At 29.3% G+C, this 25,682-nt stretch carries 26 protein-coding genes; 15 read left to right on the top strand and 11 right to left on the bottom strand.

Going from position 1 to position 25,682, the window contains the following annotated elements:
- Positions 1-388: 388 nt before the first annotated feature.
- The 7 genes from FOC48_RS07145 to FOC48_RS07115 form a co-directional block, all read right to left on the bottom strand.
- Positions 389-2,584, bottom strand: coding sequence for a virulence-associated E family protein (locus tag FOC48_RS07145; protein WP_003147363.1), 2,196 nt, complete (start codon positions 2,582-2,584; stop codon positions 389-391).
- 301 nt (positions 2,585-2,885) lie between these two features.
- Positions 2,886-3,434 carry a tyrosine-type recombinase/integrase gene (locus tag FOC48_RS07140; RefSeq protein ID WP_003147362.1) on the bottom strand — a complete coding sequence of 183 codons (549 nt, stop codon included), beginning with the start codon at positions 3,432-3,434 and terminating at the stop codon, positions 2,886-2,888.
- Positions 3,435-3,628: 194 nt separating this feature from the next.
- Positions 3,629-3,949 carry a hypothetical protein gene (locus tag FOC48_RS07135; protein WP_003147360.1) on the bottom strand — a complete coding sequence of 107 codons (321 nt, stop codon included), beginning with the start codon at positions 3,947-3,949 and terminating at the stop codon, positions 3,629-3,631.
- Positions 3,950-3,960: 11 nt separating this feature from the next.
- Positions 3,961-4,383 carry a hypothetical protein gene (locus FOC48_RS07130; RefSeq protein ID WP_003147359.1) on the bottom strand — a complete coding sequence of 141 codons (423 nt, stop codon included), beginning with the start codon at positions 4,381-4,383 and terminating at the stop codon, positions 3,961-3,963.
- A gap of 334 nt (positions 4,384-4,717) precedes the next feature.
- Positions 4,718-4,987: a hypothetical protein gene (locus tag FOC48_RS07125; protein WP_003144050.1), complete on the bottom strand. Its 270-nt coding sequence runs from the start codon at positions 4,985-4,987 to the stop codon at positions 4,718-4,720.
- A 167-nt stretch (positions 4,988-5,154) separates the two neighbouring features.
- Entirely contained in the window at positions 5,155-5,748 is a 594-nt protein-coding gene (locus FOC48_RS07120; RefSeq protein WP_003147357.1) for a hypothetical protein, read from the bottom strand.
- 772 nt (positions 5,749-6,520) lie between these two features.
- A complete protein-coding gene (locus tag FOC48_RS07115) occupies positions 6,521-6,724 on the bottom strand; it encodes a helix-turn-helix domain-containing protein (RefSeq protein WP_003147356.1) in 204 nt (67 codons plus the stop codon).
- 214 nt (positions 6,725-6,938) lie between these two features.
- On the opposite strand from FOC48_RS07115, the gene FOC48_RS07110 reads away from it, so the two are divergent.
- The 15 genes from FOC48_RS07110 (at position 6,939) to FOC48_RS07040 (ending at position 21,959) form a co-directional block, all read left to right on the top strand.
- On the top strand, positions 6,939-8,024 hold the full coding sequence (locus FOC48_RS07110; RefSeq protein WP_003147354.1) for a helix-turn-helix domain-containing protein: 1,086 nt from the start codon (positions 6,939-6,941) through the stop codon (positions 8,022-8,024).
- 75 nt (positions 8,025-8,099) lie between these two features.
- On the top strand, positions 8,100-8,825 hold the full coding sequence (locus FOC48_RS07105; protein ID WP_003147353.1) for a Fic family protein: 726 nt from the start codon (positions 8,100-8,102) through the stop codon (positions 8,823-8,825).
- 575 nt (positions 8,826-9,400) lie between these two features.
- The gene (locus FOC48_RS07100) at positions 9,401-10,504 is read left to right on the top strand and encodes a tyrosine-type recombinase/integrase (protein WP_003147352.1); all 1,104 of its coding nucleotides are present in this window, start codon (positions 9,401-9,403) and stop codon (positions 10,502-10,504) included.
- Positions 10,505-10,694: 190 nt separating this feature from the next.
- Complete coding sequence (selD, locus tag FOC48_RS07095) at positions 10,695-11,669, top strand: selenide, water dikinase SelD (protein ID WP_196792848.1); 975 nt, start codon at positions 10,695-10,697, stop codon at positions 11,667-11,669.
- 27 nt (positions 11,670-11,696) lie between these two features.
- Entirely contained in the window at positions 11,697-12,497 is an 801-nt protein-coding gene (gene yedF / locus FOC48_RS07090; RefSeq protein WP_003147350.1) for a sulfurtransferase-like selenium metabolism protein YedF, read from the top strand.
- An 8-nt stretch (positions 12,498-12,505) separates the two neighbouring features.
- A complete protein-coding gene (locus tag FOC48_RS07085) occupies positions 12,506-12,781 on the top strand; it encodes a putative Se/S carrier protein (protein ID WP_003147349.1) in 276 nt (91 codons plus the stop codon).
- 100 nt (positions 12,782-12,881) lie between these two features.
- On the top strand, positions 12,882-14,765 hold the full coding sequence (gene selB / locus FOC48_RS07080) for a selenocysteine-specific translation elongation factor (protein ID WP_003147348.1): 1,884 nt from the start codon (positions 12,882-12,884) through the stop codon (positions 14,763-14,765).
- A gap of 54 nt (positions 14,766-14,819) precedes the next feature.
- Positions 14,820-15,971 (top strand): aminotransferase class V-fold PLP-dependent enzyme, encoded by a 1,152-nt coding sequence (locus FOC48_RS07075; RefSeq protein WP_003147347.1) that lies wholly within the window; start codon positions 14,820-14,822, stop codon positions 15,969-15,971.
- Positions 15,972-15,981: 10 nt separating this feature from the next.
- Entirely contained in the window at positions 15,982-17,364 is a 1,383-nt protein-coding gene (selA, locus tag FOC48_RS07070) for an L-seryl-tRNA(Sec) selenium transferase (protein WP_003147346.1), read from the top strand.
- A gap of 65 nt (positions 17,365-17,429) precedes the next feature.
- Positions 17,430-17,867: a GNAT family N-acetyltransferase gene (locus FOC48_RS07065; protein ID WP_003147344.1), complete on the top strand. Its 438-nt coding sequence runs from the start codon at positions 17,430-17,432 to the stop codon at positions 17,865-17,867.
- Between the two features lie 273 nt (positions 17,868-18,140).
- Entirely contained in the window at positions 18,141-18,329 is a 189-nt protein-coding gene (locus FOC48_RS07060; RefSeq protein ID WP_003147343.1) for a hypothetical protein, read from the top strand.
- A 202-nt stretch (positions 18,330-18,531) separates the two neighbouring features.
- Positions 18,532-20,307, top strand: a complete 1,776-nt coding sequence (locus FOC48_RS07055) for an AIPR family protein (protein ID WP_003147341.1) — start codon at positions 18,532-18,534, stop codon at positions 20,305-20,307.
- A 15-nt stretch (positions 20,308-20,322) separates the two neighbouring features.
- Positions 20,323-21,225, top strand: a complete 903-nt coding sequence (locus FOC48_RS07050) for a class I SAM-dependent methyltransferase (RefSeq protein WP_003147340.1) — start codon at positions 20,323-20,325, stop codon at positions 21,223-21,225.
- A gap of 214 nt (positions 21,226-21,439) precedes the next feature.
- Positions 21,440-21,613, top strand: coding sequence for a 30S ribosomal protein S21 (gene rpsU, locus FOC48_RS07045; protein ID WP_003147339.1), 174 nt, complete (start codon positions 21,440-21,442; stop codon positions 21,611-21,613).
- A 190-nt stretch (positions 21,614-21,803) separates the two neighbouring features.
- Positions 21,804-21,959 (top strand): hypothetical protein, encoded by a 156-nt coding sequence (locus FOC48_RS07040; RefSeq protein ID WP_003147338.1) that lies wholly within the window; start codon positions 21,804-21,806, stop codon positions 21,957-21,959.
- Positions 21,960-22,030: 71 nt separating this feature from the next.
- Here FOC48_RS07040 and fni read toward each other — a convergent pair whose 3' ends face one another.
- The 4 genes from fni to FOC48_RS07020 are packed head-to-tail and all read right to left on the bottom strand — an operon-like array spanning position 22,031 to position 25,658.
- Entirely contained in the window at positions 22,031-22,981 is a 951-nt protein-coding gene (gene fni / locus FOC48_RS07035; RefSeq protein ID WP_003147337.1) for a type 2 isopentenyl-diphosphate Delta-isomerase, read from the bottom strand.
- 21 nt (positions 22,982-23,002) lie between these two features.
- Positions 23,003-23,992 carry a mevalonate kinase family protein gene (locus tag FOC48_RS07030; protein ID WP_003147336.1) on the bottom strand — a complete coding sequence of 330 codons (990 nt, stop codon included), beginning with the start codon at positions 23,990-23,992 and terminating at the stop codon, positions 23,003-23,005.
- Positions 23,959-24,870: a diphosphomevalonate decarboxylase gene (mvaD, locus tag FOC48_RS07025; protein ID WP_003147335.1), complete on the bottom strand. Its 912-nt coding sequence runs from the start codon at positions 24,868-24,870 to the stop codon at positions 23,959-23,961. Before mvaD ends, FOC48_RS07030 begins: the two co-directional genes overlap by 34 nt.
- Positions 24,852-25,658, bottom strand: coding sequence for a mevalonate kinase family protein (locus FOC48_RS07020; RefSeq protein WP_003147334.1), 807 nt, complete (start codon positions 25,656-25,658; stop codon positions 24,852-24,854). The genes mvaD and FOC48_RS07020 overlap by 19 nt, the downstream gene beginning before the upstream one ends.
- Positions 25,659-25,682 lie beyond the last annotated feature (24 nt).

Raw genomic sequence — 25,682 nt, 5'->3', positions numbered from 1 at the left:
ATTGTAAATTTTTGAAAAATACTCTTGAAGAACTATTTTTATTAATTGTGTAATATCTTTCTTTATTCAAGAGGATTAATGTGTAATATTTGCTAGTTACTACATATTAATTTTCAAGATATTTATAGTGGGCGTTAAAAATACCGTTTGAGTTTTATTCTAACGCTTTCTATTAATCGTTGATATAAAAGGCTTAGGACATTGTAGCATTAACTGGCGTTATCTTGTTTCTACTTAGAGGGAATATATACTATATAATATATATATTTATTATTTATATTATATATATAGGAATAATGCTTTTAACGCCCTAATGTCATTTATCGTTGATATAACAACATTTTATCAATGGCGTTAGCTTATTTTTTAATGTCTTTAATTGCCATTATTAAGGTGTTCTCTTATAACCTCTTAAATTACTTTTTTCTCCTCTTGCAATATTTTTAGAATATCTCCAATTTTCCAGTTTACTAAAAACATTACTAAAATCTTTAGTAGCTTGTACACCATTTAAAGTTGTTTTGTAGTTTCCAGTTAGTAAGAAGAAAAGTTCTTGTGTAGTAATATCATCTAGTAATACATCTTGAGAAATATCTTCTGTACTTGTTCCAGCGTTTAACATATCTGAAACGTATCTATGTAACCTAAACTTGTGTTTACCATGTACAATTTCTTTCCAGTTACGAGGAAATTTTATATTAGTAATATTCTTTATTTCATCAGTATATGGAATAGGTATAACATAGTTTTCTGTTTTTTCTTCCATTAGCTTTTTAGTTTCTTCACTTAATAAAAGACTTTCATTTTTATTATACCATGTTTTGACTTCCGCCCATATTTGAAGTATTTCTTTTTCTTCTACGTTGAAAATTGATTTTTTAATTTTATCTTCATTGCACTCTAATATCCAAAATCTTCTGTTACCTGTATGGTCTTTTAATATCTTGTTATCATTAGTAGTACCTAAGACTACAAACCCTCTATAAAAATCTGTTGGTTGGGCTTCGTATGGTGCTCTAGTAGTATCTTTTCTTGAAGATAACCACGATTTAAACTCTTGTGTAGGTGTTCTTAATAAGGTGCTTAACTCGTCTAATTCAACCAGCCAACTTTGTGAAGTTTGTAAAATGGTATTATCGTTTAATTTACCTGTAACTTTTGTATAGAATGTATCTAGTGCTAAACGTTCAAGAGTAGTACTTTTCCCAATACCTTGACCACCGAATAATATTAACATTTCATCAAATTTACACCCTTTTTTGTACAGTCTAGTAATACAAGCTAACAGCCATTTTCGAGAAACCTCTCTATTAACTGCGTTATCTTCAACTCCTAAACAGTCTATAAAAAATGTTTCCGCTCGTTCTATTCCATCCCATTCTACAGGCTCTATAAGTTGCTTTATAGGGTGATATTTATTTTTATCACTTACTCCATATAATGCGGTTTTAATATCCTCTGATGAAAAATTAACTTTTTTCAGTTTTGATAAATCTAGCCTTAATAAGTTTATATCTTTATTGTTTAGTGTTTCAAATTTTCCCTCTCTCTTGATTTCTATTAAATCTTTCACCTCATTAAATTTAATTTCTCTTAAATTTTCTATTGTATTCATTAAATCAAACAATGTAAAATCTCCTTTCTTTTTTTCGTTACTTTTGTTATTTTGCTTCTTATCGAATTTATATAAAAATCTATCAGTAAAGTTGTATGGCGTTTTAAAATAATTAACATTACCTTTTGACCTTTTTAATTCATCAATGAAAATTTGTTGGTTTTCTTGCTCCCATTTTGGAAAACTATTAGGAATAGTTGCTAACAGTCTACTACACTCAAGCCCCGTACTATATTCTATTTCTTTGTTTAAAACGGCTTTACAAAGTACCATAATACAAGAAAGAAAATTAGTTCTACTTTGTAAATTAGAACTATTTTTTGCTACATACTCACATACTCCTTTAATTGCTATATCATGAGAAATTAATATATTTTTATTCTCATTAATATAAACCTGTTCTTGTTTTTGTACTGGAAATTTATTTCCTTGTACGTTCTTGATGAAAATATAGTTATTACTATTACTCTTAGTGGTTATCGGTGCTCCTTGCGGTTGTGACCATGTGAAACTATGTTCATCAAAATTCATATTTAACAAAGTCATAACATGAATTATAGTAGTTTTATACTCACTCTCATTCATTTTCTTTGTTGGCTCTAAAACAAGCCTAAAACGTGGTTTTTCTTCTGTATGGTTAAGAGTAGCATACAATAAATATTTAAATTCCTGTAGTTCACGTTCAATTAAATTAATTGCTTGAGTACTGTTAAGCTCTATTTCATCAATATCGATTATTATTAAATCTCTATAATATAAATTCTCGTTATTTCTGATTATCGGCTTGTGTTCTTCCTCGCTAAATTCACCACTTACGAATTGAGTAGCTTTATAACGTTTATAATGCTCTTTGTCTTCGTTATCTCCTATGATGTCTACTGGTGTTATTGCTAAGGTATCAAAAGGGGAAGACTGACTTTTTACTTTTTTAAGTTTGTTTGTTACTGTTCCTGTTTGTGTATAAATCAAAGTAACAACTCCTTTCTTGAATTTATTTTTATTGTTCCAATAGATATAAAATCAATTTTAACAATTAATGAAATAAGTTTAGCTAGCATTATTATTGATTGACTGACTGTTGATTGACTGACTGACAAATATTAAAAATATATATTTTAGTCGTTCACTATGTACCATATCTTATAAAGTGACACATAGCTATATATATAGTTTTTTCTTTTCTCTTCAAGATATTCAACAACTTTTACTTATTTTTATTCCACATATCACCTACAAGAGGAATGAACAAAAATATTTTTTATTTTTATAGTTAAAGTTCTTCCCATTCTATGAAATTTTCATTATAGAAACGCTCGTTTTTTCCTATGTATTGCAAAGTAAAATATTGGTCATGGTGGTTTAGTAGTTTCATTAAACTACGAATATCTTTAGTTCGCTCATAATAGAAATATGCGAATGTTTTTCGCAATGAACTAGCACCAATATTATTTATATTACATTCTTGACTTGCATTTTTTATAATTTTGTTTACATAGTTTTCTGTTAGTGGTTTATAACCTCTTTTTAGTCTCAAAGATTTAAAAAGAAAGTCATTAGTTTCTTTATCTAAACAATAATCTTTTATCAATTTCTGTAGTTTTTTACCTAACGGAAATGATATGACCTTTCTACCAACTGTTACTGTTATTTCTTCCTTATCTAGCACATCACGTACCTTTAACTTTACTAATTGATTAACTCTCATAGGTGTATTAATACCTAAGTTAAATAACAAGTGATTTCTAGAATTTTGCTGTTTAAAATAACTATCAAGGATTTTTATATCTTCCTTGTTCTTTAACGGTTCTACGTAATACATTGTATTTGTTCCTTTCTAGCTTACAATATCGTTTAAGTTGTCTAATCTCGACTTGTACACAAGAAATAAATTTTCTGTACTTAAAATTCAGAATTATTTAAACGACTTCTAAGCTGTTTATTTTCTTTTTTGGTGAAAATATACCATTTTATTTATTCTTGAGCTTTAACAAGCAAAATATTAGCTAATACAAGCTAGTTTTCTTTTCTCTCCCATAACTTATCTAACATGTTGAACGCTTCTACAAGTTCAGTGTGTTTAATTTTCACATTTGTTTCAACTTCATTAATTAGTGATTTATGAATTGTTAAAAAGTGGGCTTGATTAAAAATTTCACTGTTAAAAAATTCTCTTACAAGTTCCTCTTTATCTGTACAAAAAAATACTCTATTATCTTTGTAAAAATTAGATAAGGCTGTAATATAAGTTTCTCTAACTGTTTGTAATTCTTTGTTTAGCTGTTCATACTCTAACAAAGTTTTAAGTACGTGTTCTTTAAAGTCTTTTATTTCCATGGTTTTACCTCTTAAAATTTAATTATTAATGTATCTTCATTTTTAGAATAAGTTTCTTTGACCTTATCCAAAACTTTTATTCTAAAGTCGATAATATTATGAAAATGATATTTTAATAGCTCTATTTCTGTTGAGTTATCATTCAAATCTTTAACCTCATATTCTTTTAGAGTTTTTCTCAAAGTATCAATTTCATTATCGATAATCTTATTTCTAAATACTTCACTATCTTGTATCTTAACTGCCGTTTCAATAGTTGTTTCTAAGATAGGGCTTAGTGTTAGAAAATCTTTTAAAAAATCTAGTAATGCTAGATACTGTTTGTAAACTTCCTCATTATTACTAGGTGTTGAGTTATGTTCACTCATGATATGGTTAGCTTTCTCTTGGAGGTTGTTTAAACCGCCTTTTGTTATATTTTCTAATTTGTTCATTTTACTTTCTCCTTATGAATAAATTTTACTTCGCTTCATTTTATTTCACTAGTACAAGTAGAGAAGCGATATTCTAAATAAATGCTTGTGTAGATTAAAATAAACGCACGTACAAGCCGTTAAATTTCCTTTGATATGATTTCACCTAAGAAATACTTTAAAAGGCTCATACGTGCTTTAAATAGCTACATTCTCATTTACTTATAAAACTACTGGAACTTTATTTTATTTTTTTTAAAATTGTTTTATCTCGTAAATGGTCTATGCCAATTACAGAATATCTTTCGATAATCTATTAATATTTTGTAGTGATACTTTCATATCTTCTAGCTAACTATCTTACTTTGTGATTTTCAAAAATATCATATACTTCTTGAATATCAAATAAATGTCTATTACCAACCTTTACATAATGAAGCCCTAACGCTTGTAGTTGCTCCATGCTACTAGCTCCTATACTTAGGTACTTTTGTAGTTCGGTACGTGTAAAGTATCTTTTTTCGGGGTTTATAGTGTTCATTTTTTCCTGTATAACTTCATTGATTAAATTAGCAATTTGCTCTTTAATCTTCAAACTTTGATTTTCAGTTAAAACAACTTCCATAATCTATTGTTACCTTTCTTTAATAAAATACGTCCATAAATCGGGCTATAATGTAGGTGAAAGCATACACTAACGGAAACCCTACCAATGCTAAACATAAAGTATTAATGTACATTTCTTTGTGCTCGTTATTCATTTTTGTTTGTTTCATAATACTTTACCGCCTTTTAATTATAAGTAGTAGTGTAATGCGTTCTAGTTGGCAATGGTACACTACTTTGACTAGCATTGATAAGATTGATAATTCTTTGGCAAATATCTTTTTTATTGCTAAGTTCTTTAGTTTTCTTTATCAAATCCGCCATTTTATCAACAGTATCAATAATTAAGCCTTGCTCATATAAATAAGCTTCACGCTCATTTAAAACATTAAGATTATGCTCGTTATGTTGCTCTAGGTACTCTAGTAGGTTGATAACCGCACGCCTTACAGCTTTGCTTTCTCTTACTAATATCTGTTTGGCTTGTGAATTTGAAAGTTTATACATTGGACGTTGTTCGCCTTTTTTATCTGTATAAAAGTTAACGGGCAGAAAATTTTGCTCGTTGATTTCTTCGTTAAATTCATCACGTATAATTTCAAGTAAAGTTTTATGCTGTAACATTGTTTTCTTTCCGTCTAGAGTTCTAAAATGGTTTATAACGTCTACAAGTTCAACGCTAGTCCACTCTGTTTTATTATTAATATCAGTAATATGTAATGTTTCACTTATTACCTCTACTGTATTGCCATCAATTTTTATTATATTTGTGTTTGTCATTGTCTTTTACCTCGTTTCTAGGGCGTGACAAAAAGCCCTTATTAAATTAAATAGATGAATAGAGTATAGTAATTCTATTCTTTTCAAAATAAATACTGTTCGCTAAATAAATGTTTATATAAACTCTAACGTGTTCTTTAAATCTGTAGAGTAGGTTTAAACTCATTAGAAAATCTATTCAACAAATTTAGATAGCTATATTTATTTTGAGATTTGCTATTTACTAATAAGGGTTCTTACGATATAATAAAAGTAAGTTATTATTAATAAATAGCTTTCTTTAAACCTTTATATAACTAGTCTTCTTGGTCGTTGTTCTTAGTTATTATAAGGTTCTTTTTTTATCTCTCATTCAGTCAAATCACCCCCTATATATATTATGATGAATGATGATATAATATAAATCATTGTTATTATTTTTTATTATTTGGTATAGGTGTGGTCATTTTGTCCATTTCAGATATGGTCATTTTGTCCACTTGTGAAGTGGTCATTTTGTCTACTTCGATGTTCCTATTTTGTCCACCCTATATATAATATATATTATGATGAATGATGTTATATATATCTTTATTTATTCTCTTTTTTATTCTTATGTATTGGTTGGCTCATTTTGAACAATTCAGAATTGCTCATTTTGAATATTTCCATTTGCTCATTTTGAACACTCCATTTGTTTGATTTAACAAATAGTTTTAGATAAGAATTTTTTATTTAGACTGACTCGCATTTTAATTTAATGCAAAGCTTTTTTATTTGTAGTATCTTGTTTTCATGCTAACGAAAATACTTCCGTTAAGTCGATTTCAAGAGCTTCTGAAATACGTTTTGCCATTTTTGGGCTAGATACTTCATCTTTTAATATTTTTCTTAGTGTTTCATCACTAATACCACTAGCACGAGAAAAAGAATATTTATTATACCCTTTTAAAGCTAATAACTCTTGTAGTTTCTCAACATTTACAGTAAGCTTCATCTTCTCACCACCTTTTGTATTTTTTAGGTAATAACTAATAAAAAAAAATATAATATGATATTTTTGTTTTATTTTTTTAGTCGTTATTTGGTAACTTTAATTTTATTATATTACCATCTTTTAAAAATGTCAAGCAATATTTTGTATTTTTTTGGTAAAAATTCTTTATTTTTTTTGGTAAATGTAATATAATCAATATAAAGGAGCTGAAAAAATGAAAATCATAATAAATAAAATAGCTGTAGGTCAAAGGATTAGACAGATTAGAATAAATGGTGGCTATACTTACGAGAAATTTGGTGATTTTTTTGGGGCAAGCCGTGGAAATATTCAAGCGTGGGAATATGGAAAGGCATTGCCTAATAAGGAAAGGTTAGTAAATATCAGCAAAATAGCAGGTATTACGGTTAATGAATTGTTGTACGGTTCTATTGATGAGTTTTTAGAAAATAATATTGAAGTACTATTGATGAATAGTAAGTATCCATATACTTCTATTTTTGAAAGTTATGAATTAAAAGAAGCTTGCTTAATCTACATAGACAATATTAATAGTATTAATATTGGTAAAATATCAATAAATGATATTTCTAGCATAGAAAAAGCGTTTAATTCAGTACTAGAAAGTATTATTAGTGAAGTTTCAGAAGAATACAGTAAACTAAGAAATAAAATAGTACACAATAAAGAAGTAGCGGAGAAATGTATAAAAAAATATACATCCTACTTTGTAAATTTTCAACTGGCTATAATGATGGATAGTCAAGATATTAGTACAGATAATAAGGAATTTAAGAAGAATAAAAAGGTTACAAGCCCCTTTTTATATTTAGAATATCTTTTAAAACTTTCTAGTAGCGATGATATAGAAACTAAACTATTGTATTTCCCTTGTTTAAAAATGTTGAATGAATTTCTTAGAAGAGAAATGGAAAATCATTTTTTAACTATAAAAACAAATTTAGTAGTATTTCAATTGAACAAACTAACAACTGTTGAGGTTTCAAGTGAAGATAATTTATATTCTTATATAAGTAAATCGCATGAAATTCAAGATACAACAATAGTATTAAAAGAAAATAAGTATGATATAAAAGGCTTTAAAGGAATTACAGGAATATTTATAGAAAATGAAGATACACTATATTATTTAGCTCATTATCCATGTATAGAAGATGTTCCACTAAATACAGAAGCACAATACTTCATCTTAAACTATGATAATTCTTACTTCATATCTAAGATAACTGAAAAGCCCGATTGTAAGTATCTAGCCCCTATATTAGGTAAAATGGAATAGATAGAACGGTATTAGTATCTGATTATAGTAATATGAAGTGAAACTAACTACAGATTTTTAAAAGGAAGTGAAACAATGTTTGATAAGATTGATAAGTTACAGGAGAAAATAGCAAAGCTTCGACCTTTAAACAAGACTGAACTTGAAAAGCTAAGAGAAAATTTTATTATAGAGAATACGTATAACTCTAACGCTATTGAGGGAAACACTCTTACTTTAAGGGAAACGGCTTTAATACTACAACAAGGAATTACCATTCAAGGTAAAAAGGTACGTGAGCATTTAGAGGTAATAGGATATAAGGACGCTTTTTATTATATTCTAGATATTGTTAACGAGCCATTGACAAAACAAGTTATAAAAGATATACATAGCTTGGTTTTAATGCATGATAGAGAGAATAAAGGAGTATTTAGACGTGTTAACGTTCAAATATTAGGTTCTAGTCATAAGACTAGCGAACCGCAAGAAATAGAAAGTAATATTGATGAATTGCTAGTTAAATATGAGGAGTGGAAACAAGAACATCATATTATTAAAGCTATAGCATTGTTACATTTAGAATTTGAAAGTATTCATCCTTTTATAGACGGAAACGGAAGAACAGGAAGACTTCTTCTTAATTTTGAATTAATAAAACATGGATTGCTACCTGTAAATATTAAATTTACAGATAGAGAAAAGTACTACAATAGTTTTGATGAATATCATATTAATAACAATGCTGATTACTTAACTGACTTAATAGCGAATTATGAAATTGAAGAACTTGAAAAATACATTAGTATGATAGATTGTTAAAATTGAGTTTGAACAGTAAATCAATAGCTTACAGTTCAAAATGGAAAATACAGGTGATTTTTCCATTATGGAAATAATTTAGTAACTCAAAATGGAAAATTTAGAGATTTTTTCCATTATCAATATCTCTAATGGTTATCAACTAATATTTTACAACCACTTGAATTTTTAGTAAATCTGTTGCTTAACTGGAGAAAGAAGCGGTATTCTTGTGTTTTGCTACTTGATTTAAGAAAAAATAGCATATAAACACAAATTTATATAGTTATGTAAACTACATTCTTATATTAGCCATTTAAACGGCTTCTGAAAGGTTTCTTTATCTTTTGGAGTAATAACCCTAAAAATCTTTTTAAAGGCTGTATCATTTAAAATATAAGGTGTTTTTTTATGAGAAAGCTAACTTTATTTGACAAAATAAAAAAATCACTGAATTAAACCAGTGATTTTAATTGAAAATGATGTTTTGAATACATCTAATAAAGATAATTTCATTATATCATATCTTACATAATGTAGCTAACATTTTCATTTATTTATAAAACTACTGGCACTAGTGAGAGGAATGAGAGAAAATGATAAAAGAATACATTAACAGTAAAGACAATAAAAAATATTACGAGGTAAAAAATGAATACCTTGGTAAAAATGTTTACACAGGAAAAGAAAAAAGAATTTCTAAAAAAGGGTTTAGAACAAAGAGAGAAGCACAAAATTATATAGTTAAGGCTAAGAACGAGTTTTTAAATGGTAGTAACTTTCTACGAAGTGAAAATATTACTTTTGGTGATGTGTACAAACTTTGGGAAGAACAACACAAAACACAAGTAAAAGAAAGTAGCTATCATACTATAAAAACTATTCTAGATAAAAGGATACTACCAGTTTTTAAAGAATTAAAAATCATTAATATTAAGTTGCCATATTGCCAAAACTTTATAAATGAGGTTTCAAAAACTTATAAAAAAGGCTATGTAACTTTAATAAAAGGTACTATAGTTCAAATTTTAGATTATGCTGTTAAGATGGAGATAATACCTACCAACTATATGAAATTAACTAAAGTACCTAAGAAGATAGAAGAAAAGAAAAAGAATTATTACACTAAAAAAGAATTGTTACAGTTTTTAAAAATAGTTAAGGAAAATTATTCAAGTGAAACTTATGTAGCTTTTCGCATACTAGCTTTTACTGGTATTCGTTTAGGAGAGTTGAGGGCTTTAACATGGAAAGATATTAATTTTAAGAAAAAAACATTAACTATTAGTAAAAATATGATGAATATCGGAAGTAAGTCGAAAATCTCAACGACTAAAACAAAATCAAGTGAAAGAATTATATTTCTTGATGATGAAACCATTAAAGAATTGAAGAGTTATAGAGAACTAGATAACTTTATAAGTATTAATAATGGAATATTTATAAAAAACTCAAGACACTATTTTAATGGTATGTTACTAAGGATATACAGAGATTTTCCAAAACTAAAACAGATAACCCCGCACGGTTTCCGCCATACTCACGCAACTTTATTATTTGAAAGTGACTTGAGTGCGAAAGAAATTCAAAATAGATTAGGTCACAAAGATATAACAACTACATTGAATACATACACTCATATTACAGATGAAAAAAGTAAAGAAACTACAGAAAAATTCTATAAATTCATGAGTATTTAAAAGTCGGAGAGTTAACGGAGAGCAGGTTGCTAGATGTCTAATAGAACAAGGATAATTTACATTAAAAAACTAAATAATACTTTTAAATTATAGTGTGAAGTAGTATAATTATAGATAAGTAGTAGTATAGGAGGTAAATATGTCAGAGAAGAAAATGAACATGATAGTTTGCGGAGGTTGAAACTCGAAAATAGGGCCGGGAGCCTTATCAGATATACTAAAAGACCTTCCAAAAAAAGAAGATAAAAATTTAATAGTTGGGTATGAATCTTCGGATGATGCAGCCGTTTATAAAATTTCCGAAGATAAGGCGATTATTCAAACATTAGATTTCTTTACAACAATGATAAATGATCCATATTTATATGGACAAATTGCAGCGACTAATGCGCTAAGTGACGTCTACGCTATGGGTGGAGAAGTTATCTCAGCATTAAATATAGTAGCTTTCCCAGAGAATATAGACTTAGAAATTTTACATCAAATACTAAAAGGTGGAGCGGAAAAGGTTCATGAAGCAGGAGGGGTTCTTGCAGGAGGGCACTCTATTCATGACGCTACACCAAAATATGGATTATCAGTAACAGGAATTGTTCATCCTGATAAAATATTACAAAATAACAATTGTAAAGTAGGAGATTTATTAATCGTAACAAAACCATTAGGAGTAAGTATTATTAATACAGCTCACATGGTAAAAGAATGTTCAGAAGAAGCATTTGCTCAAAGCGTTAAACAAATGACAACACTTAATAAATATTCTGCTCAAATGATGAAAGATTTTAATGTTAACAGTTGTACAGATATTACTGGATTCGGTTTTTTAGGACATCTTGTAGAAATGTTGGATGGCAAACATTCAGCAGAAGTATATTCGAAAGATATTCCATATATCGAAGAAGCTTATAAATGTGCAAATGAATTTGTTATTACTGCAGGGGGGCAACTTAATAGAACATTCATTGAGCCAAATGTAGAATATCAGATTAAAGACTTTGCATTAGAAGAAATAATGTATGATCCACAAACATCTGGAGGACTTTTAATAAGTTTACCAGAAAGTGAAGCGTACGAGTTATTAGAAAAACTAAACACTCTCGAAATTAAGAGTGCTATAGTAGGAAAAGTTATAGAAAAACAAGAAAAGGCAGTTATTATTAAATAACTCAGAAAACATTAGGAGAATATAAGTATGAAAAAAGAAATTTTAGATGCACAGGGCTTAGCTTGTCCGATGCCAGTTATTCAAACAAAAAAATTATTACTAGAAAATGATGTAGTAGAAACAATCGTAGACAATTTTATAGCTACTCAAAACTTAGAAAAAATGGCTACACAATTAGGGTTCAATTTCTCGGTGAAAGAAGAAGCAAAAGATAAATATATCGTTACTATTTCTAAGGGAGAAGCGAGCGAAGGTGTAGTAGTGGATACATTATGTGATAAATGTGTTGTTCCTGTGACTCAAGCTACACGTGCACTAGAAGAAGATACGAAAGTAACTTTATTAGTAAAAACTGAAGACAGTGTAGAAAGTCTTAGAAAATTTGCTGATAAAAATAGTTATGAGTTTAAAGTTTCTGATATTGAAGGTGGCTTCAAAGTTGAAATTACAAGAGAAGAAACTCCGCAATTAGAAGCTTTACCAGTAGTTAAAGATGACAGCTATATCGTTGTGATTAACAAAGATCAAATGGGACACGGTAGTGAAGAACTAGGTAAAAGATTAATTAAAGCATATCTTTATGCTTTAGGTGAACAAGAAGTTCTTCCTAAAAAAATTATTTTCTACAATAATGGTGGAATTTTAGTAGATAAAACTCGAAGTCACGTACTAGAAGAGCTAAAAACACTAGAAGAGGGTGGAGTAGAGATAGTTTGCTGTGGAGCATGTATCGATTATCACAAAATTGATTTAGCAGTTGGGAATCCAACGAATATGTACTTCATCGTAGAAGACATGAGAAAAGCTAACAAAGTAATTCAACCGTAGGAGGAAGCATGGTAGAAGAAGGATTAGTAGTTTTTAATAGTACACACGATTCAATAAAGGCGGATAATATTTGTCTAGAAAGAGAAATGGGAGCGTCACTTATTCCAACACATCCATCTATAGGTGTAGGTTGTGGATTTATGCTAAAAACAGCTTGGGATAATTTCGATAATGTTGTAAAAATGTTAGAAAATGAAAAAATCGAATATCGTGGTTTGTATTATTCTAGAAAAGCTGGAATCAGAAGAATAATAACAGAATTAAAAGATTATAAATTAAAATAAAATTTTGGATAGAGGTTATTATAGAGAAAGTTTAAAATCTATTTTGTAAAGTTCTCTCGCATAATCTCTATTCTTAATATAATGTGTAAAGGTGAATTGTATGAACAACAATGTAATTATTGGTACTGCAGGGCATATAGATCACGGGAAAACAACCCTGATAAAAGCTCTAAGTGGTATTGAAACAGATACTACTCAAGAAGAAAAAGACAGAGGAATGTCGATAAATCTTGGATTTGCTTATTTTGATCTACCAAGTGGAAAAAGATGTGGTGTAGTTGATGTTCCAGGACATGAAAAATTTATAAAAAATATGTTAGCTGGAGTTAGTGGAATAAACTTAGTATTATTACTAGTTGACTCAAGAGAAGGTATAATGCCTCAGACAAAAGAGCATATTGATATATTAACGTTACTAGGAATTGAGAACTACATTATCGTAATGACGAAAATAGACTTAGTTGAAGAAGAATATCGTGAACTTGTTAAAGAAGATATCCGAGAATTCATCGCTGGAACAGTTCTTGAGAACTCTCCAATTATAGAAGTAGACTCAATTAGTAAAAAAGGATTAGATAAACTTTTAGAAACGATTGATAAGAAAACAGAAGATATCGAAGCGAAAAATATTGAGAAAAATGCTAGACTTAATGTTGACCGTTCATTCCAGGTAAAAGGATTCGGAACTGTTGTTACAGGAACTCTTACAGAAGGTGTAGTAAATGTAGGTGATGAACTAGTTATTTATCCAAAAGGAATAAAAACAAAAGTAAGAAATATACAAGTTCACGCAAAAGATGTAGAAAGAGCCTACGCAGGTCAAAGAACCGCGATAAACTTAGCGAATATCAAGTTTGATGATGTAAAACGTGGAGACACTTTAGCGACTGCAGATTCATTAACAAAAACTTATATGCTAGATAGTGAGATTAAATTAATCAATGATGAGAGAGATAATCTTGAATTATGGGATAGAGTACGTGTATACATAGGTACTGAAGAAGTCATGGCAAGGGTTGTACCACTTGGAACAGACTTATTAAAGGCAGGAGAGAGTAGTTTTGCTCAACTTAGACTTGAAGATGAAATAGCGGTTAAAAATTATGATAAATTCATCATTCGTACTTATTCACCAATGATTACAATAGGTGGAGGGGTAATTCTTGATGCTAGTCCGAAAAAACATAGTAGATTTAATGAAGAAATTCTTGAAAAACTTAAAGTGCAACTTGAAGGGAATACATCAGATTTAATAGCTAACTACATACTATCTCACAATAACTATTTAGTTTCTAAAGACAGTATCGTAAAAGATTTACAACTCCCAGAAGAAGAGGTAGTAGAGTCAATAGCACAATTAGTAGAAACAGCTACAGTTTATGAGACTAAATTAGGATATATTCATAAGAAAAAATATGAAGAAGTATTAGAAAAACTGAAAAAATTATTAGTAGAATATCACAATAGATTCAAATTGAAAGTGGGTATTCCTAAAATTGAGGTGCTTTCTAAGTTTAAACTTTCTCAAAAAGAAACATTAGAGATGCTTGATCTATTTATAGAAAACAACGAAATTCGATTAGAAGGTAACTTAGTAGCTGAAAAAGATTTCGTAGTTAATTACGATAAGAAACAATTGGCTGAAAAAGAAAGAATAGAGAAGGCTTTACTAGAAGGAGGATTCACACCACCGACTATTAAAGATTTAACTAACGGAGAAAAACCGAAAGTTGAAATATTAGAATCTCTAATAGATAATACGATAGTCAGACTAGATGCAGATTTAGTATTACATGCAGATGTATTAAAAGAAGCTATTCAAAAAGTAGAAGAACACTTTAGTGTGAATGAACAAATGGGATTAGCCGAATTTAGAGATATGACAGGTTCTAGTAGAAAATATTCTATGGCTATTCTAGAATATATCGATAAGCTAGGAATAACTAGACGTGTAGAAAACTATAGAGTATTAGCGAAAAAATAAATAAAGAAGGGAGTTAAGTCATAGTATAAAAGTGGCTTAGGTAAGGTAAGGGATATGAGTTATTATTTCGACTACGGTGCAACATCGCTTAAAAAGCCGAAAGAAGTTGCGGACAAAGTCTACGAAGTGCTATCATCGGCGAAATATGCAAATGCATCAAGAGGTAGTTATTATGAAGCGAATAACGCTTTTCGTGAAGTGTTTGAAGCAAGAAATGATATTGCAAAATTTTTCGGTTTAAAAGATGAAGATAGAGTAGTATTTACGAGTAATTCTACAGAAAGTCTAAATATAGCAATATTAGGATTATTAGAAAAAGACGATCATGTAATTACGACTTCAATGGAACATAATTCAGTATTAAGACCAGTTTATTTAGCTCATGAAACAATTGGATGTGATTATACGATTGTTAGAGCTGGAAAAACAGGATTAATCGACTATGAGGAGTTAGAAAAAGCTATCAAACCTAATACAAAAATGATCGCTATCACTCATGGTTCGAATGTTACAGGAAATATAGTAGACTTGGAAAAAGTTGCTGCTATCTGTAAAAAACATAATCTTATTTCAGTTGTTGATGCTTCGCAAACTGCTGGAGTAGTTCCTATTAATATAGATGAACTAGGAATAGATGTCCTATGTTTTACTGGACACAAAAGTTTATACGGACCACAAGGTATTGGGGGTCTATGTGTAAGACTTAAAGAACCTGAAATTAAGAGATTTAAAGTTGGCGGAAGTGGAGTTAGAACTTTTGATGAGAAGCATCCAGGAGAATATCCACTGCGCTTAGAAGCAGGTACGCTTAACACAGCAGGAATCTTAGGATTACATGAGGGAATAAAATATATAAATAGACAAGGAATAGAAAATCTTTATAAAAAACAAATGGACTTTGCGAACAAATTCTATAACGAATTAAAAGACTTAGACTGTTTAGAGTTTTATGGAGATTTTGCAAAAGAACGTACAGCAGTAGTTTCATTGAATTTTAAAGGTATTTCAGCTTCGGATGTTGCAGACGTACTTGCTGAAGAATATGATATTGCTGTTAGACCTGGAGCACACTGCGCACCTCTAATGCATGAGGCACTAGGGACAAAAGAACAAGGTATAGTGAGATTCTCTTTTTCTAGTATGAATACTGAAGAAGAAGTAGACTATGCTATTAATGCTATAAAAACATTAGCAAAAGAAATTTAGGAGAATTATTATGTCAAAACAATTATTATCACAAATTCCCGCAATAAATAAGATTTTATTAATAGATGAAGTAAAATCATTGATAAATGAGTATTCAGAAGTAGCGGTGAAATCAGCGATAAAAGAATATATTGATAGAATTAAACAAGAAATACTAAATGAAGAATTATTCGAAGTTCCAAGTTTAGAGAAAATTGTAGTAGAAGTTACACAAATAGTAAAAAAAGAAGATAGAAATTCTTTACGCCGAGTTATAAATGCAACTGGGACAATTTTACACACAAACTTAGGGCGTAGTTTATTAAGTCAGAAGATTAAAGAAAATATTGAGAGTGTAGCATTTAACTATTCTAATCTTGAGTTTGATATCGATAATAAAAAACGTGGAAGTCGTTATGTTCACCTTATTGATATTATCAAAAAATTAACAGGTGCAGAAGATGTACTTGTAGTTAACAACAACGCTGCTGCAGTATTATTAACATTAAATACGCTAGTTAAAGACAAGGAAATAGTAGTTTCTCGTGGAGAGCTGGTAGAAATTGGTGGAGCATTCAGAATTCCTGAAATTATAAAACTAAGTGGTGGAACACCTATCGAAGTAGGGACTACGAACAAAACACACTTGAAAGACTATGAGAATGTTATTAATGACAATACAGGAGCATTGTTAAAAGTTCATACTAGTAACTATAAGATTGTAGGATTTACTAAAGAAGTATCTAATGAAGAGATATCTTACCTTGCTCGTGAGAACGAACTAGTGTCTATAAACGACTTAGGAAGCGGGCAGTTCGTAGACTTTTCTAAATATGGATTACCATACGAGCCAACTGTAAAAGAAGTGCTTGATAGTGGTATTGATATAGTGACTTTCAGCGGTGATAAACTGCTAGGAGGACCACAAGCAGGTATTATCGTTGGTAAAAAAGAATATATAGAAAAAATGAAAAAGAATCAGCTTACTCGTACGTTACGTGTAGATAAGATGACTTTAGCTGCATTAGAAGCTACATTAAAACTATACTTAGACGAGAAAGAAGCGTTAGAACACATTCCTACATTACACATGATTTCATTATCAAAAGAGCGTTTATTTGGTAAAGCAGACGTCCTAAAAACAAGACTTAGTGACTTAGACTTCAAGATTACAATAGCTGAAGATAAGGCAGAAGTCGGTGGAGGAAGCTACCCAGCAAGTTACTTAGAAAGTGTTGTGGTAAAATTAGAACATCCAAGACTAAGTGCTACAGAATTAGAAAGACGACTTTTAGAAGTAGAAATACCTATTATTACACGAATTAAAGATAATGAATTAATTTTTGATATGAGAACTCTTCGTACTAGAGAATTTGATTTAGTCAAACAAGCTTTAATAGAAGTCGCGAAGTAAATTAGAATTTAAGTTGCAGTAAGTTGCACGTTAAATAATATTTGATAAAACCAGAAGGTGAGTATATGTTTAGGGAAATAAATATAGAAGATGCACGAGAAGTAGCAGAAATTTGTAAAGCAGCATTAGGTTACGATGTAGATGTTGAAAATGTAGAAAAACAAATAGTGAAGTTAACTAATGACAAGAAACAACATATTATTATCGGTTATGAAGATGAAAACACAAGGAAGATTATAGGATTTGTTCATGCTCAAATGTATGAAAGTTTCTATAGTGATCTAGGATTAAATATTTTAGGACTTGCTGTTAATCCTGATTTTCAAGGAAGGGGAATAGGTAGAGAACTTATGAGTAAGTTAGAAAACTATAATGTAGATAATAATATTAGCTTTATTAGGTTAAATTCTGCATTGAAACGTGAAGAAGCACATAAATTCTATGAACATATCGGGTATACCTGTGATAAAGTTCAGAAAAGATTTATAAAAGTATTAAAATAAAAGTGTTTAGACAGAAGTTTGACGCTTTAGCTTACTTTCGGATAATTTTAAAATAAGATTTATATAATCAAATGTATTTATTATTTCCTAGAAAATGCTTGGAGATATTGATTAAGTTTGATTATATAAATCTTTCTTTTTATGGTTGTATACTAAATCCGGGGCATGGAAAAAATCAGTCCTAAATTTTGTAAAACCTGTTTTTTCTATGTTTTGACACTTGAATAAATAAATGCTAGGATCTATTATATAAAAATTAAAGGAAGAAATATTGTGAAATATTTAGAGATAGTAAAAATTATAGATAACATAATGGATTCAGATTATAAAGAATTTATTAAAGCGATGATTTATATTGAGAAAAATATAAAAGATGAATTAGTATTAGAAAAATTATATCAAGAATATTATGAGAATGAGGATATAAATCTTTTAAATGATTTTTTTACGGAAGAAAAGTGAATAAAATAGTTTATTATACTGCAATATATTTTAAATAAAAACTAAGTATTAGTTAGTTTGTGGATTTTAAAATGATTGAGATATTATCTTTTATTCTCCATTAAATAATTCCAAAGCAATACCATAAAAGAGATATAATAAATAATACACATACTGTAAAATATGATATAATTATGTAAAATGATATGAGGAGAAAATTAGTATGGAACAAAGAAAGGAAAAAATATTAAGTTTGTGTCAAGACTTGAATTTGGCGGAAGGGAAACAAACAGAGGAGTATTTATTCACTTTAGAAATGGTGAATTTATTCTATTATAAAGGTAATATAGGAAAAATTGACATAAAAACAGGTTTTACTGATGGAACTGGAGATGGTGGTATTGACTTTATTTATACAGATGATGAAGTTATGTATTTGATTCAAGGGAAGTCATCAGAGAATTTAACTATAGAAGATATTAGTAATGTTTTTTATAAAATAAAAAATACAGTTGAAAATTTTGAAAATGAAAGTTATGCCCAGTATTCAAAAAAATTAAAATCTATTTATAAAAATGCATATGATGGTCTTGATAATGATAAAAATATTGAATTTGTTTTATTTACTAATACAAAATTAAATGAGAGCATTCTTAAAAAAATAGATGAATTAAAAAATAAAAAAGAATTTTCATCTTTTGATATTACAATTTATGATAAAGAGGATATTAATAGACATGAGGTAATATCTTATTCAGATAGGGACTTAGTTGAAGAGGATGCTATAAAGATATTTTTGAATAATGGTAATAAAAATGATATGTTAGCATATGGTGAGAATGGAATAATAGTAAATGTAAAAGCAACATCTATAAAATCGTTATATGAAAAGCATTCAGAAAATGGATTGTTTAGTTATAATCTAAGGGAGCATGTAGCTGATAAAAGTGTAGATGAAGGAATAGAACAAACAATAAAAAATGATAAAGATAATTTTTGGTTCTATAATAATGGAATCACAATAGGATGTGAAGATTTTCGAAAAGATGGTGATAAAATAAAATTATACAATTTTTCTATTATAAATGGTGCGCAAACAACTACTAAACTGGGGAAAAGTAAATTAATAGACGGGAAACATGACTTTTCTTTAGTTTGTAAAATTGTGAAATCAGATTTGATCAGTGAAGAGACTAAAAATTTTATAAGTAAAATTTCAGAGGCGTCAAATTCTCAAAAGCCTATAAAATTGCGCGATTTAAAATCTAACGATTTACAACAATTAAAGTTGGAACGTGGTGCAGCAAGTAATAAATATCCGTTAGCAATAGAAATAAAGCGAGGAGTAAAAGCTAAGAATTATAATAAAGTAAGAGAAAAATGGCAACGTGTAACCAACGAATATATAGGACAATTGATATTATCTTGTATTCTTCAAAAACCTGGCTTAGCAAGAAATAGTAAAAATACAATTTTTTCATCAAAAAAACTATATACACAAGTGTTTGTAAGAGATCATGATTTTGATACTTTATACGATTTAGTAAGATTAGGTAATATTTATACTGAATACTCAAATAGAGAGATTAAAGAAATGAATGATCTTGATACTATAGGTATAATGAGGAATGGTAAGTTGACAATACTAGCTATAGTTTGTTACTTAATAAAAAAACAAAAAAGAGAAGTAATCGATTATACTAGTGAAGAGGTATATAAAGATAATTTAACAGGGCTATTATTTACGGATTATCCCAAAGATGATTTAATTTTGAAATTAGAAGATTTATTTAGCTTTATTATTGAAAAATTACAAAAAATTTATGAAATAAAGAAAGGATCAGAAAAAATCACTTCATATTCAAACTTCTTTAAAAATGAAAAAATGTATGAAATAATAATTCGTGAATTCGATGATAATTATTTAAAGAATATTGAGAAAAAGATGTTAAGAGAGTTATTGTATGTTTTTACTGAGAAAAAAATAAATGAATACTAATATATAGGAGGAACCATGTCAGATTTAGAAAAATTATTTTTTAAGATAGATAAACAGGTAGAAGAGAATAAAGGTGGAGGGTTGTATTTTGACTCTTTAGTGAATTACTTAACTTTGGAGAATGATGAAGATTATTTTGATATTGTCGACAATTTCTCTAAAGAGGATATTAAAAAAGCTTATCAGTTTTTACTTTTAAAAGCTCTTAAAGAGTTGAATAATCCTAGTTACGATATTACACCAGAAGTTATTACTATGTATGCATCTCACATTTTAGAGTGTTTATACAATAACGAGAAGATTTCTGTAGCTGATTTTGCTAGTGGAAGTGGGAACTTCTTAATCAACTTAGCTGCCTTATCAAAAGGTGACTATGAGTTAACTTCTGTAGATGTTGATAATAACTATGCTAGATTACAACAAAATATTTTCAATTTATTAGAAACTAATGTTGAGATCATTAATCAAGATGCGCTTAAGCCTTTAAATATTAAAAAGCAAGATGTCATTATCAGTGATGTGCCTTTTGGATATTATGCTGATGAGGATAACAGTTTAAACTATAAACTTTGCAGTGCTGAAGGATATAGCTTGAATGCCTTACTATTCATTGAACAAGCGGCTAATTACTTAAATGATAGTGGTGTAGGGGTATTAGTAGTACCTAAGAAAGTTCTTGAGCTTGAAGATAATTTTAAGAAGTTCTTAGAAGAAGATATTAATTTAAATGCGGTAATTACTTTACCTGATGAGATGTTTAAAAATGCCTCACAACAAAAAGCTATTATTTTAATAACTAAAAAAGGTCAAACTAAATTGCCAAATCAAGTATTTTTAGCTCAAGTACCTAGTCATAAAAATAAAGAAGGTTATGCTAATTTTATTGAAGAATTTAAAAATTGGTTATCTGAAAAATAGTATCATTAATGTATAAATGAAAAGGTTATTTTCGTAGAAATATGTTAATAAATTGCTATTAAAGGTTGACAAGAACGTTAGAATATAATACAATATGTAAGTAGATTGCTTAAAGAGCGGTCTTAATGATAGAATGTTTGTATTTATTTTACATTCTAAACATTTAATTAAGTATTAAATTAAGATTTTGTAGTATCGGAGGGAGGGAAATCCAATGTCAAAAACTGTAGTTCGTAAAAATGAATCACTAGAAGATGCACTACGTCGTTTCAAACGTGCTGTTTCTAAAAACGGAACTATCCAAGAAGTTCGTAAACGTGAGTTTTATGAAAAACCAAGCGTTCGTCGTAAGAAAAAATCTGAAGCGGCTAGAAAACGTAAATATTAATAATTGGTAATTAACACGCAATTTATTAATAAAATCTAAAAAACTTTCCCTCTTTTAGATTTATTTAAAAATAAGAACCTCATCGTAAGATGAGGTTTTTTTTATATTTATATAATGGAGTAGGCCTACTCTTGTTAAAAGTGAAAAATTGTGTTATTCTTATTTTAATTATTATCATTAGGAGAATAGTATGTTTGCAATAATTTGTTTAAATATTATGTTATTAATTTCATGTTGGTACTTAATTGCTGAAAATCAAAAGAATAAAAATAAAATTAATGCTCTACAAGACGATTTAAATAAAGCAATAAAAAGATTATCAGCACTAGAAGAGTCTCAAAAGTAGTAGTTTTGAGTATAGAGATACCGCATAAACTAAAATAAGAATCCATCCAAGCCGGACGGAATCTTATTTTTTTAAAATTCTACTTTTCTTATTTTTTTATCTAATTCAGCTATATTTCTAGCGTTCATTAATATCATTAAGAACTTAACTTCTTTTTTCCATTTTTCAATTTCTTGAATAAGAGCAGCTTTTCCTTCATTTACAAGAATTTCTAAGAAAATTTTAGAAACACCAACCGCTTTAGCTCCTAATGCTAGACATTTTACAACGTCTAGTGGATTACGAATACCTCCACTTGCGATAATATCGATTTTATCTTTATAAGAGTAGGCGATTTCTAAGCTTTCTGCAGTAGTGTAGCCAATTGCTTCAAGGTAAGTTGATTTATCAGTTCTTCGACCATTTTCGATTCTTGCGAAGTTTGTTCCACCCATACCACTGATATCAACGGCTGGTATATTTAAATCGATAGCTAGTTTGATAGTCGCTTCGTTCATACCAAAACCTGTTTCTTTTAAGATTACAGGAATAGGAGATTTAGAGCTGACTTCTTTTAGGTTAGCGTACCAACTTTCGAAGTTATGATCACCTTCTGGCATAACGATTTCTTGAAGAGGATTAGTATGAAGTTGAATGTATTTTGCTTGTGATTTTTCAATTGCTTCTAAAACAAGTTGTGGATCTTTATCTAAACCTAAGTTTACCGAATAACCTTTAGGATAAGCTTCTTCGTCTTCTTTACTCTTAAGAGCTGGAGAATATGATCCTGGGAAAAAATTAATTCCACATTTTTTACTAACTTCCATAAAATCTTGATTAATTTTGTTACAATCTTCTCCACCAGCAGTTATAGCATTGATGAAGAATGGATATTCCCAACGATCTCCACAAACTGATGTCGAAGTGTCCACATCATCTAATCCAAAAAGTGGAATACTGTTGTAATCAATTGCGTATGAGTCCAAGCTAGTTACTTTTGTTTTATCAGCAAGCGCTAATCTAATATGATCTTTTTTTCTCATAATTAATCCTTTCGTAGTGTATTATAATCTTTCTAAGTTCAGTTGTAGCTGATACTTATCGTTACTTTTCTCGAATCCTAGTACAAAATCACCACTTCCAGAACCGCTTTGCTTACCAGCTGAGTGTGATTCAATATAGCTTTTCATCGTACTTGTTTCCATTGGTATTTTAGAGAAACTTTCTAAATATAATAGATTTTCTCTAAGTTTATTTATTGTATTTAATGCATTTGATGCATCTGTTTCATTTAAATTCTTTTTCAATGTTTTAACTAGAGTATTTGAAGTTTCAACAAAAACTCTAAATTCTTCTTTGTAATTATCTTTATGTTCTTTCCAAAGTTTAACGTGCTCTTTCGTATCAACAGCTTCACCAGTCCAACGCGCTAAGATGCTTAAATCAGCTTTAGGATGTATTTTTTCAATAAGAAGTCCATCCCAATTTGTGTTAATTATTTCTTTAACAGTTTTGTCTTGGTGAATCATTTCATTAACGAACTCGGCATTAAATTTTTGATAGAAGGTGATTCCATCGTTGATACTCGCAGCAACATCCCCCATGGATCCGCTTAGATTATGTTTAATATTAAATAGGGCGACTAATTTGAAAATAGTTAAATTATTATAAGGGATATTTTCAAATGATAAGATTGCACGAGCTATAGCGACAAGAACAGCACCAGATGAACCTAGACCGTATTTTTTATCATCGCTATGAAGTTCATTGAAAATAGTTAAAGCGAAGGTCTTATTACTAATTGTATATTCTGTTAAAAATTGGATAAATTGTTGAACTAGTGTGAAGTTACTATTTTCTTCAAAAAGGCCAACAGAAGTTTTATTAATTGTGTCGAATATAGTAGTTTTATCACTTTCTTCTACAAATACTGTAATTTTTTTAGGGACACTTGTTATTAGTGCAGAAGCGTAATCTTCTAAAATCGCATATTCACCAGCGAGATAGAGTTTACCGTATGCTACTCCATGCACAAAATTATTTTTTTCTTCCATAATTTTGAAATTTCCTCATATAATTTGTCTTGATCTTCCCTTAAGTATAACACCTTCACATTTGGGCCAGCATCCATAGTGAAGTAACATCTATGACCTTTAGAACGTAATTCTTTTACGATATCCATAGCCATATGGCTTTCTTCAGTTAAGAATGAAAAACTTGGAGTAGATGTAGAAGTTGTACCATGCATAGCTAGTGCGTTACTTTCTGTAATCTCACCAATTTTCTCGAAGTCAGCTTCCTTTAGAGCTTCTTTCATTAATACAAAATCGTTTTTAGCTTTTTCTACCCATGCATCGAATGTTGTCGATGTTTGAACACAGCGCTCCATTGCGACACGACTAGAAATTTTCTTTCTATCTTCATTAACAACAAGAACCATCATTCCAAAGTCTAGAGAGCATTCTAACTCTTCAACACTTCCATCTTCAAGCCAAGCAGCAAGTTTATAGAAGCTTCGGCATGAAGAACCAGAACCTTCTTTAGCTATTTCAACTAATTCTTTAGTAGTTTTGTTTAATTTGAAATATTCATTACAAGCAAGTACTAATGCCATAGTTCCGCTAGAACTTGAAGAAAGCCCAGCAGCAGTAGGAACAGTATTATAACTTCTAATAGTTATAGCTTCACGTTCAGTTGGTGTGAATTTAGAGATGAATTTAATCATTTTATCGACTTCTTCTTGGCTTTGTTTTTCGTCATTGATATAAAATTCATCAACATTATTATCGTTTTTCTCAATTTTTGTTTTTGATAAAAGATTGTCTAATCTTAAAGAAATATTAGGATTATAAGGTAAGACAGGATCTTTAGATTTTTTCCCCCAGTATTTAACTAGGGCAATATTAGCATAACCTAAACTGTAACTATCCATGATGAATATCCTTTCTCTTTTAGTGCGTTTTGAATTTCTAACGCATTTTCTTTTGTTTTACTAAGGCTAATGCAACATCCACCAGCACCACCGCCAGTTAGCTTAGCACCGATTGCATTATTGTTTTTACAAATTTCTACGACTTCATCGTTGCTCGCGTGACTTACTCCAAGTTTTCGCAATAAATCATGAGCTTTATACATATATTGTCCGACAAGATCGATGTTTTTATTTTTTAACGGTTCGATTACTAAATTGGTGATTCCACCTAATTCAGTAATATATTTCTCGTATTCAACATAATTATCAGCTATGTGTTTTAGAGTTTCTTTAGTAATTCCAACAACACCAGTATCGATAATCAGTAAATAACTATTTAGATTAAAATTTAACTCACTAGCTCCGTCTTTTTTTGAAAATAAAAGGGGAGTGTCACTAAGTACTTGATTTACATCAATACCGCTAGGATTCCCGTGGATAAATTTCTCACATTTATTAGCTATTTCTCTAACGTTTGGGAGTTTTTTTGCACGTGCAATAGCGATACTCAGCGCAGCAGAAGAACCTAGTCCACGCCCTACAGGGATGGTACTAGTAATATTAATTTTTGTTTTATTATCAATTCCACATGAATCAGCGATGAAGCTAAGAATTTCATCTCTTTGTTGAATTGTATCTGTTTCTTCTAAAGTGACTTCTACATTCATTTGTGGAAGTGGAATAGTAATTCCTTTGTATCCGTAAACGACTGCATGTTCACCAAAGAATATTGCTTTTGCGTGCGTCATAAATTTAAAAACTCCAATTTTATA

It is taken from the genome of Gemella haemolysans (genome assembly GCF_012273215.1).
GTDB lineage: Bacteria > Bacillota > Bacilli > Staphylococcales > Gemellaceae > Gemella > Gemella haemolysans_A.
Note: the sequence above shows the minus strand (reverse complement) of the source record. Positions and strands in the feature narration are given on the sequence as shown.

Coding starts and splice junctions, on each gene's coding strand:
- FOC48_RS07140 (WP_003147362.1), bottom strand. CDS start 3,434: ATGTATTACGTAGAACCGTTAAAGAACAAGGAAGATATAAAAATCCTT.
- FOC48_RS07135 (WP_003147360.1), bottom strand. CDS start 3,949: ATGGAAATAAAAGACTTTAAAGAACACGTACTTAAAACTTTGTTAGAG.
- FOC48_RS07130 (WP_003147359.1), bottom strand. CDS start 4,383: ATGAACAAATTAGAAAATATAACAAAAGGCGGTTTAAACAACCTCCAA.
- FOC48_RS07125 (WP_003144050.1), bottom strand. CDS start 4,987: ATGGAAGTTGTTTTAACTGAAAATCAAAGTTTGAAGATTAAAGAGCAA.
- FOC48_RS07120 (WP_003147357.1), bottom strand. CDS start 5,748: ATGACAAACACAAATATAATAAAAATTGATGGCAATACAGTAGAGGTA.
- FOC48_RS07115 (WP_003147356.1), bottom strand. CDS start 6,724: ATGAAGCTTACTGTAAATGTTGAGAAACTACAAGAGTTATTAGCTTTA.
- FOC48_RS07110 (WP_003147354.1), top strand. CDS start 6,939: ATGAAAATCATAATAAATAAAATAGCTGTAGGTCAAAGGATTAGACAG.
- FOC48_RS07105 (WP_003147353.1), top strand. CDS start 8,100: ATGTTTGATAAGATTGATAAGTTACAGGAGAAAATAGCAAAGCTTCGA.
- FOC48_RS07100 (WP_003147352.1), top strand. CDS start 9,401: ATGATAAAAGAATACATTAACAGTAAAGACAATAAAAAATATTACGAG.
- yedF (WP_003147350.1), top strand. CDS start 11,697: ATGAAAAAAGAAATTTTAGATGCACAGGGCTTAGCTTGTCCGATGCCA.
- FOC48_RS07085 (WP_003147349.1), top strand. CDS start 12,506: ATGGTAGAAGAAGGATTAGTAGTTTTTAATAGTACACACGATTCAATA.
- selB (WP_003147348.1), top strand. CDS start 12,882: ATGAACAACAATGTAATTATTGGTACTGCAGGGCATATAGATCACGGG.
- FOC48_RS07075 (WP_003147347.1), top strand. CDS start 14,820: ATGAGTTATTATTTCGACTACGGTGCAACATCGCTTAAAAAGCCGAAA.
- selA (WP_003147346.1), top strand. CDS start 15,982: ATGTCAAAACAATTATTATCACAAATTCCCGCAATAAATAAGATTTTA.
- FOC48_RS07065 (WP_003147344.1), top strand. CDS start 17,430: ATGTTTAGGGAAATAAATATAGAAGATGCACGAGAAGTAGCAGAAATT.
- FOC48_RS07055 (WP_003147341.1), top strand. CDS start 18,532: ATGGAACAAAGAAAGGAAAAAATATTAAGTTTGTGTCAAGACTTGAAT.
- FOC48_RS07050 (WP_003147340.1), top strand. CDS start 20,323: ATGTCAGATTTAGAAAAATTATTTTTTAAGATAGATAAACAGGTAGAA.
- rpsU (WP_003147339.1), top strand. CDS start 21,440: ATGTCAAAAACTGTAGTTCGTAAAAATGAATCACTAGAAGATGCACTA.
- FOC48_RS07040 (WP_003147338.1), top strand. CDS start 21,804: ATGTTTGCAATAATTTGTTTAAATATTATGTTATTAATTTCATGTTGG.
- fni (WP_003147337.1), bottom strand. CDS start 22,981: ATGAGAAAAAAAGATCATATTAGATTAGCGCTTGCTGATAAAACAAAA.
- FOC48_RS07030 (WP_003147336.1), bottom strand. CDS start 23,992: ATGGAAGAAAAAAATAATTTTGTGCATGGAGTAGCATACGGTAAACTC.
- mvaD (WP_003147335.1), bottom strand. CDS start 24,870: ATGGATAGTTACAGTTTAGGTTATGCTAATATTGCCCTAGTTAAATAC.
- FOC48_RS07020 (WP_003147334.1), bottom strand. CDS start 25,658: ATGACGCACGCAAAAGCAATATTCTTTGGTGAACATGCAGTCGTTTAC.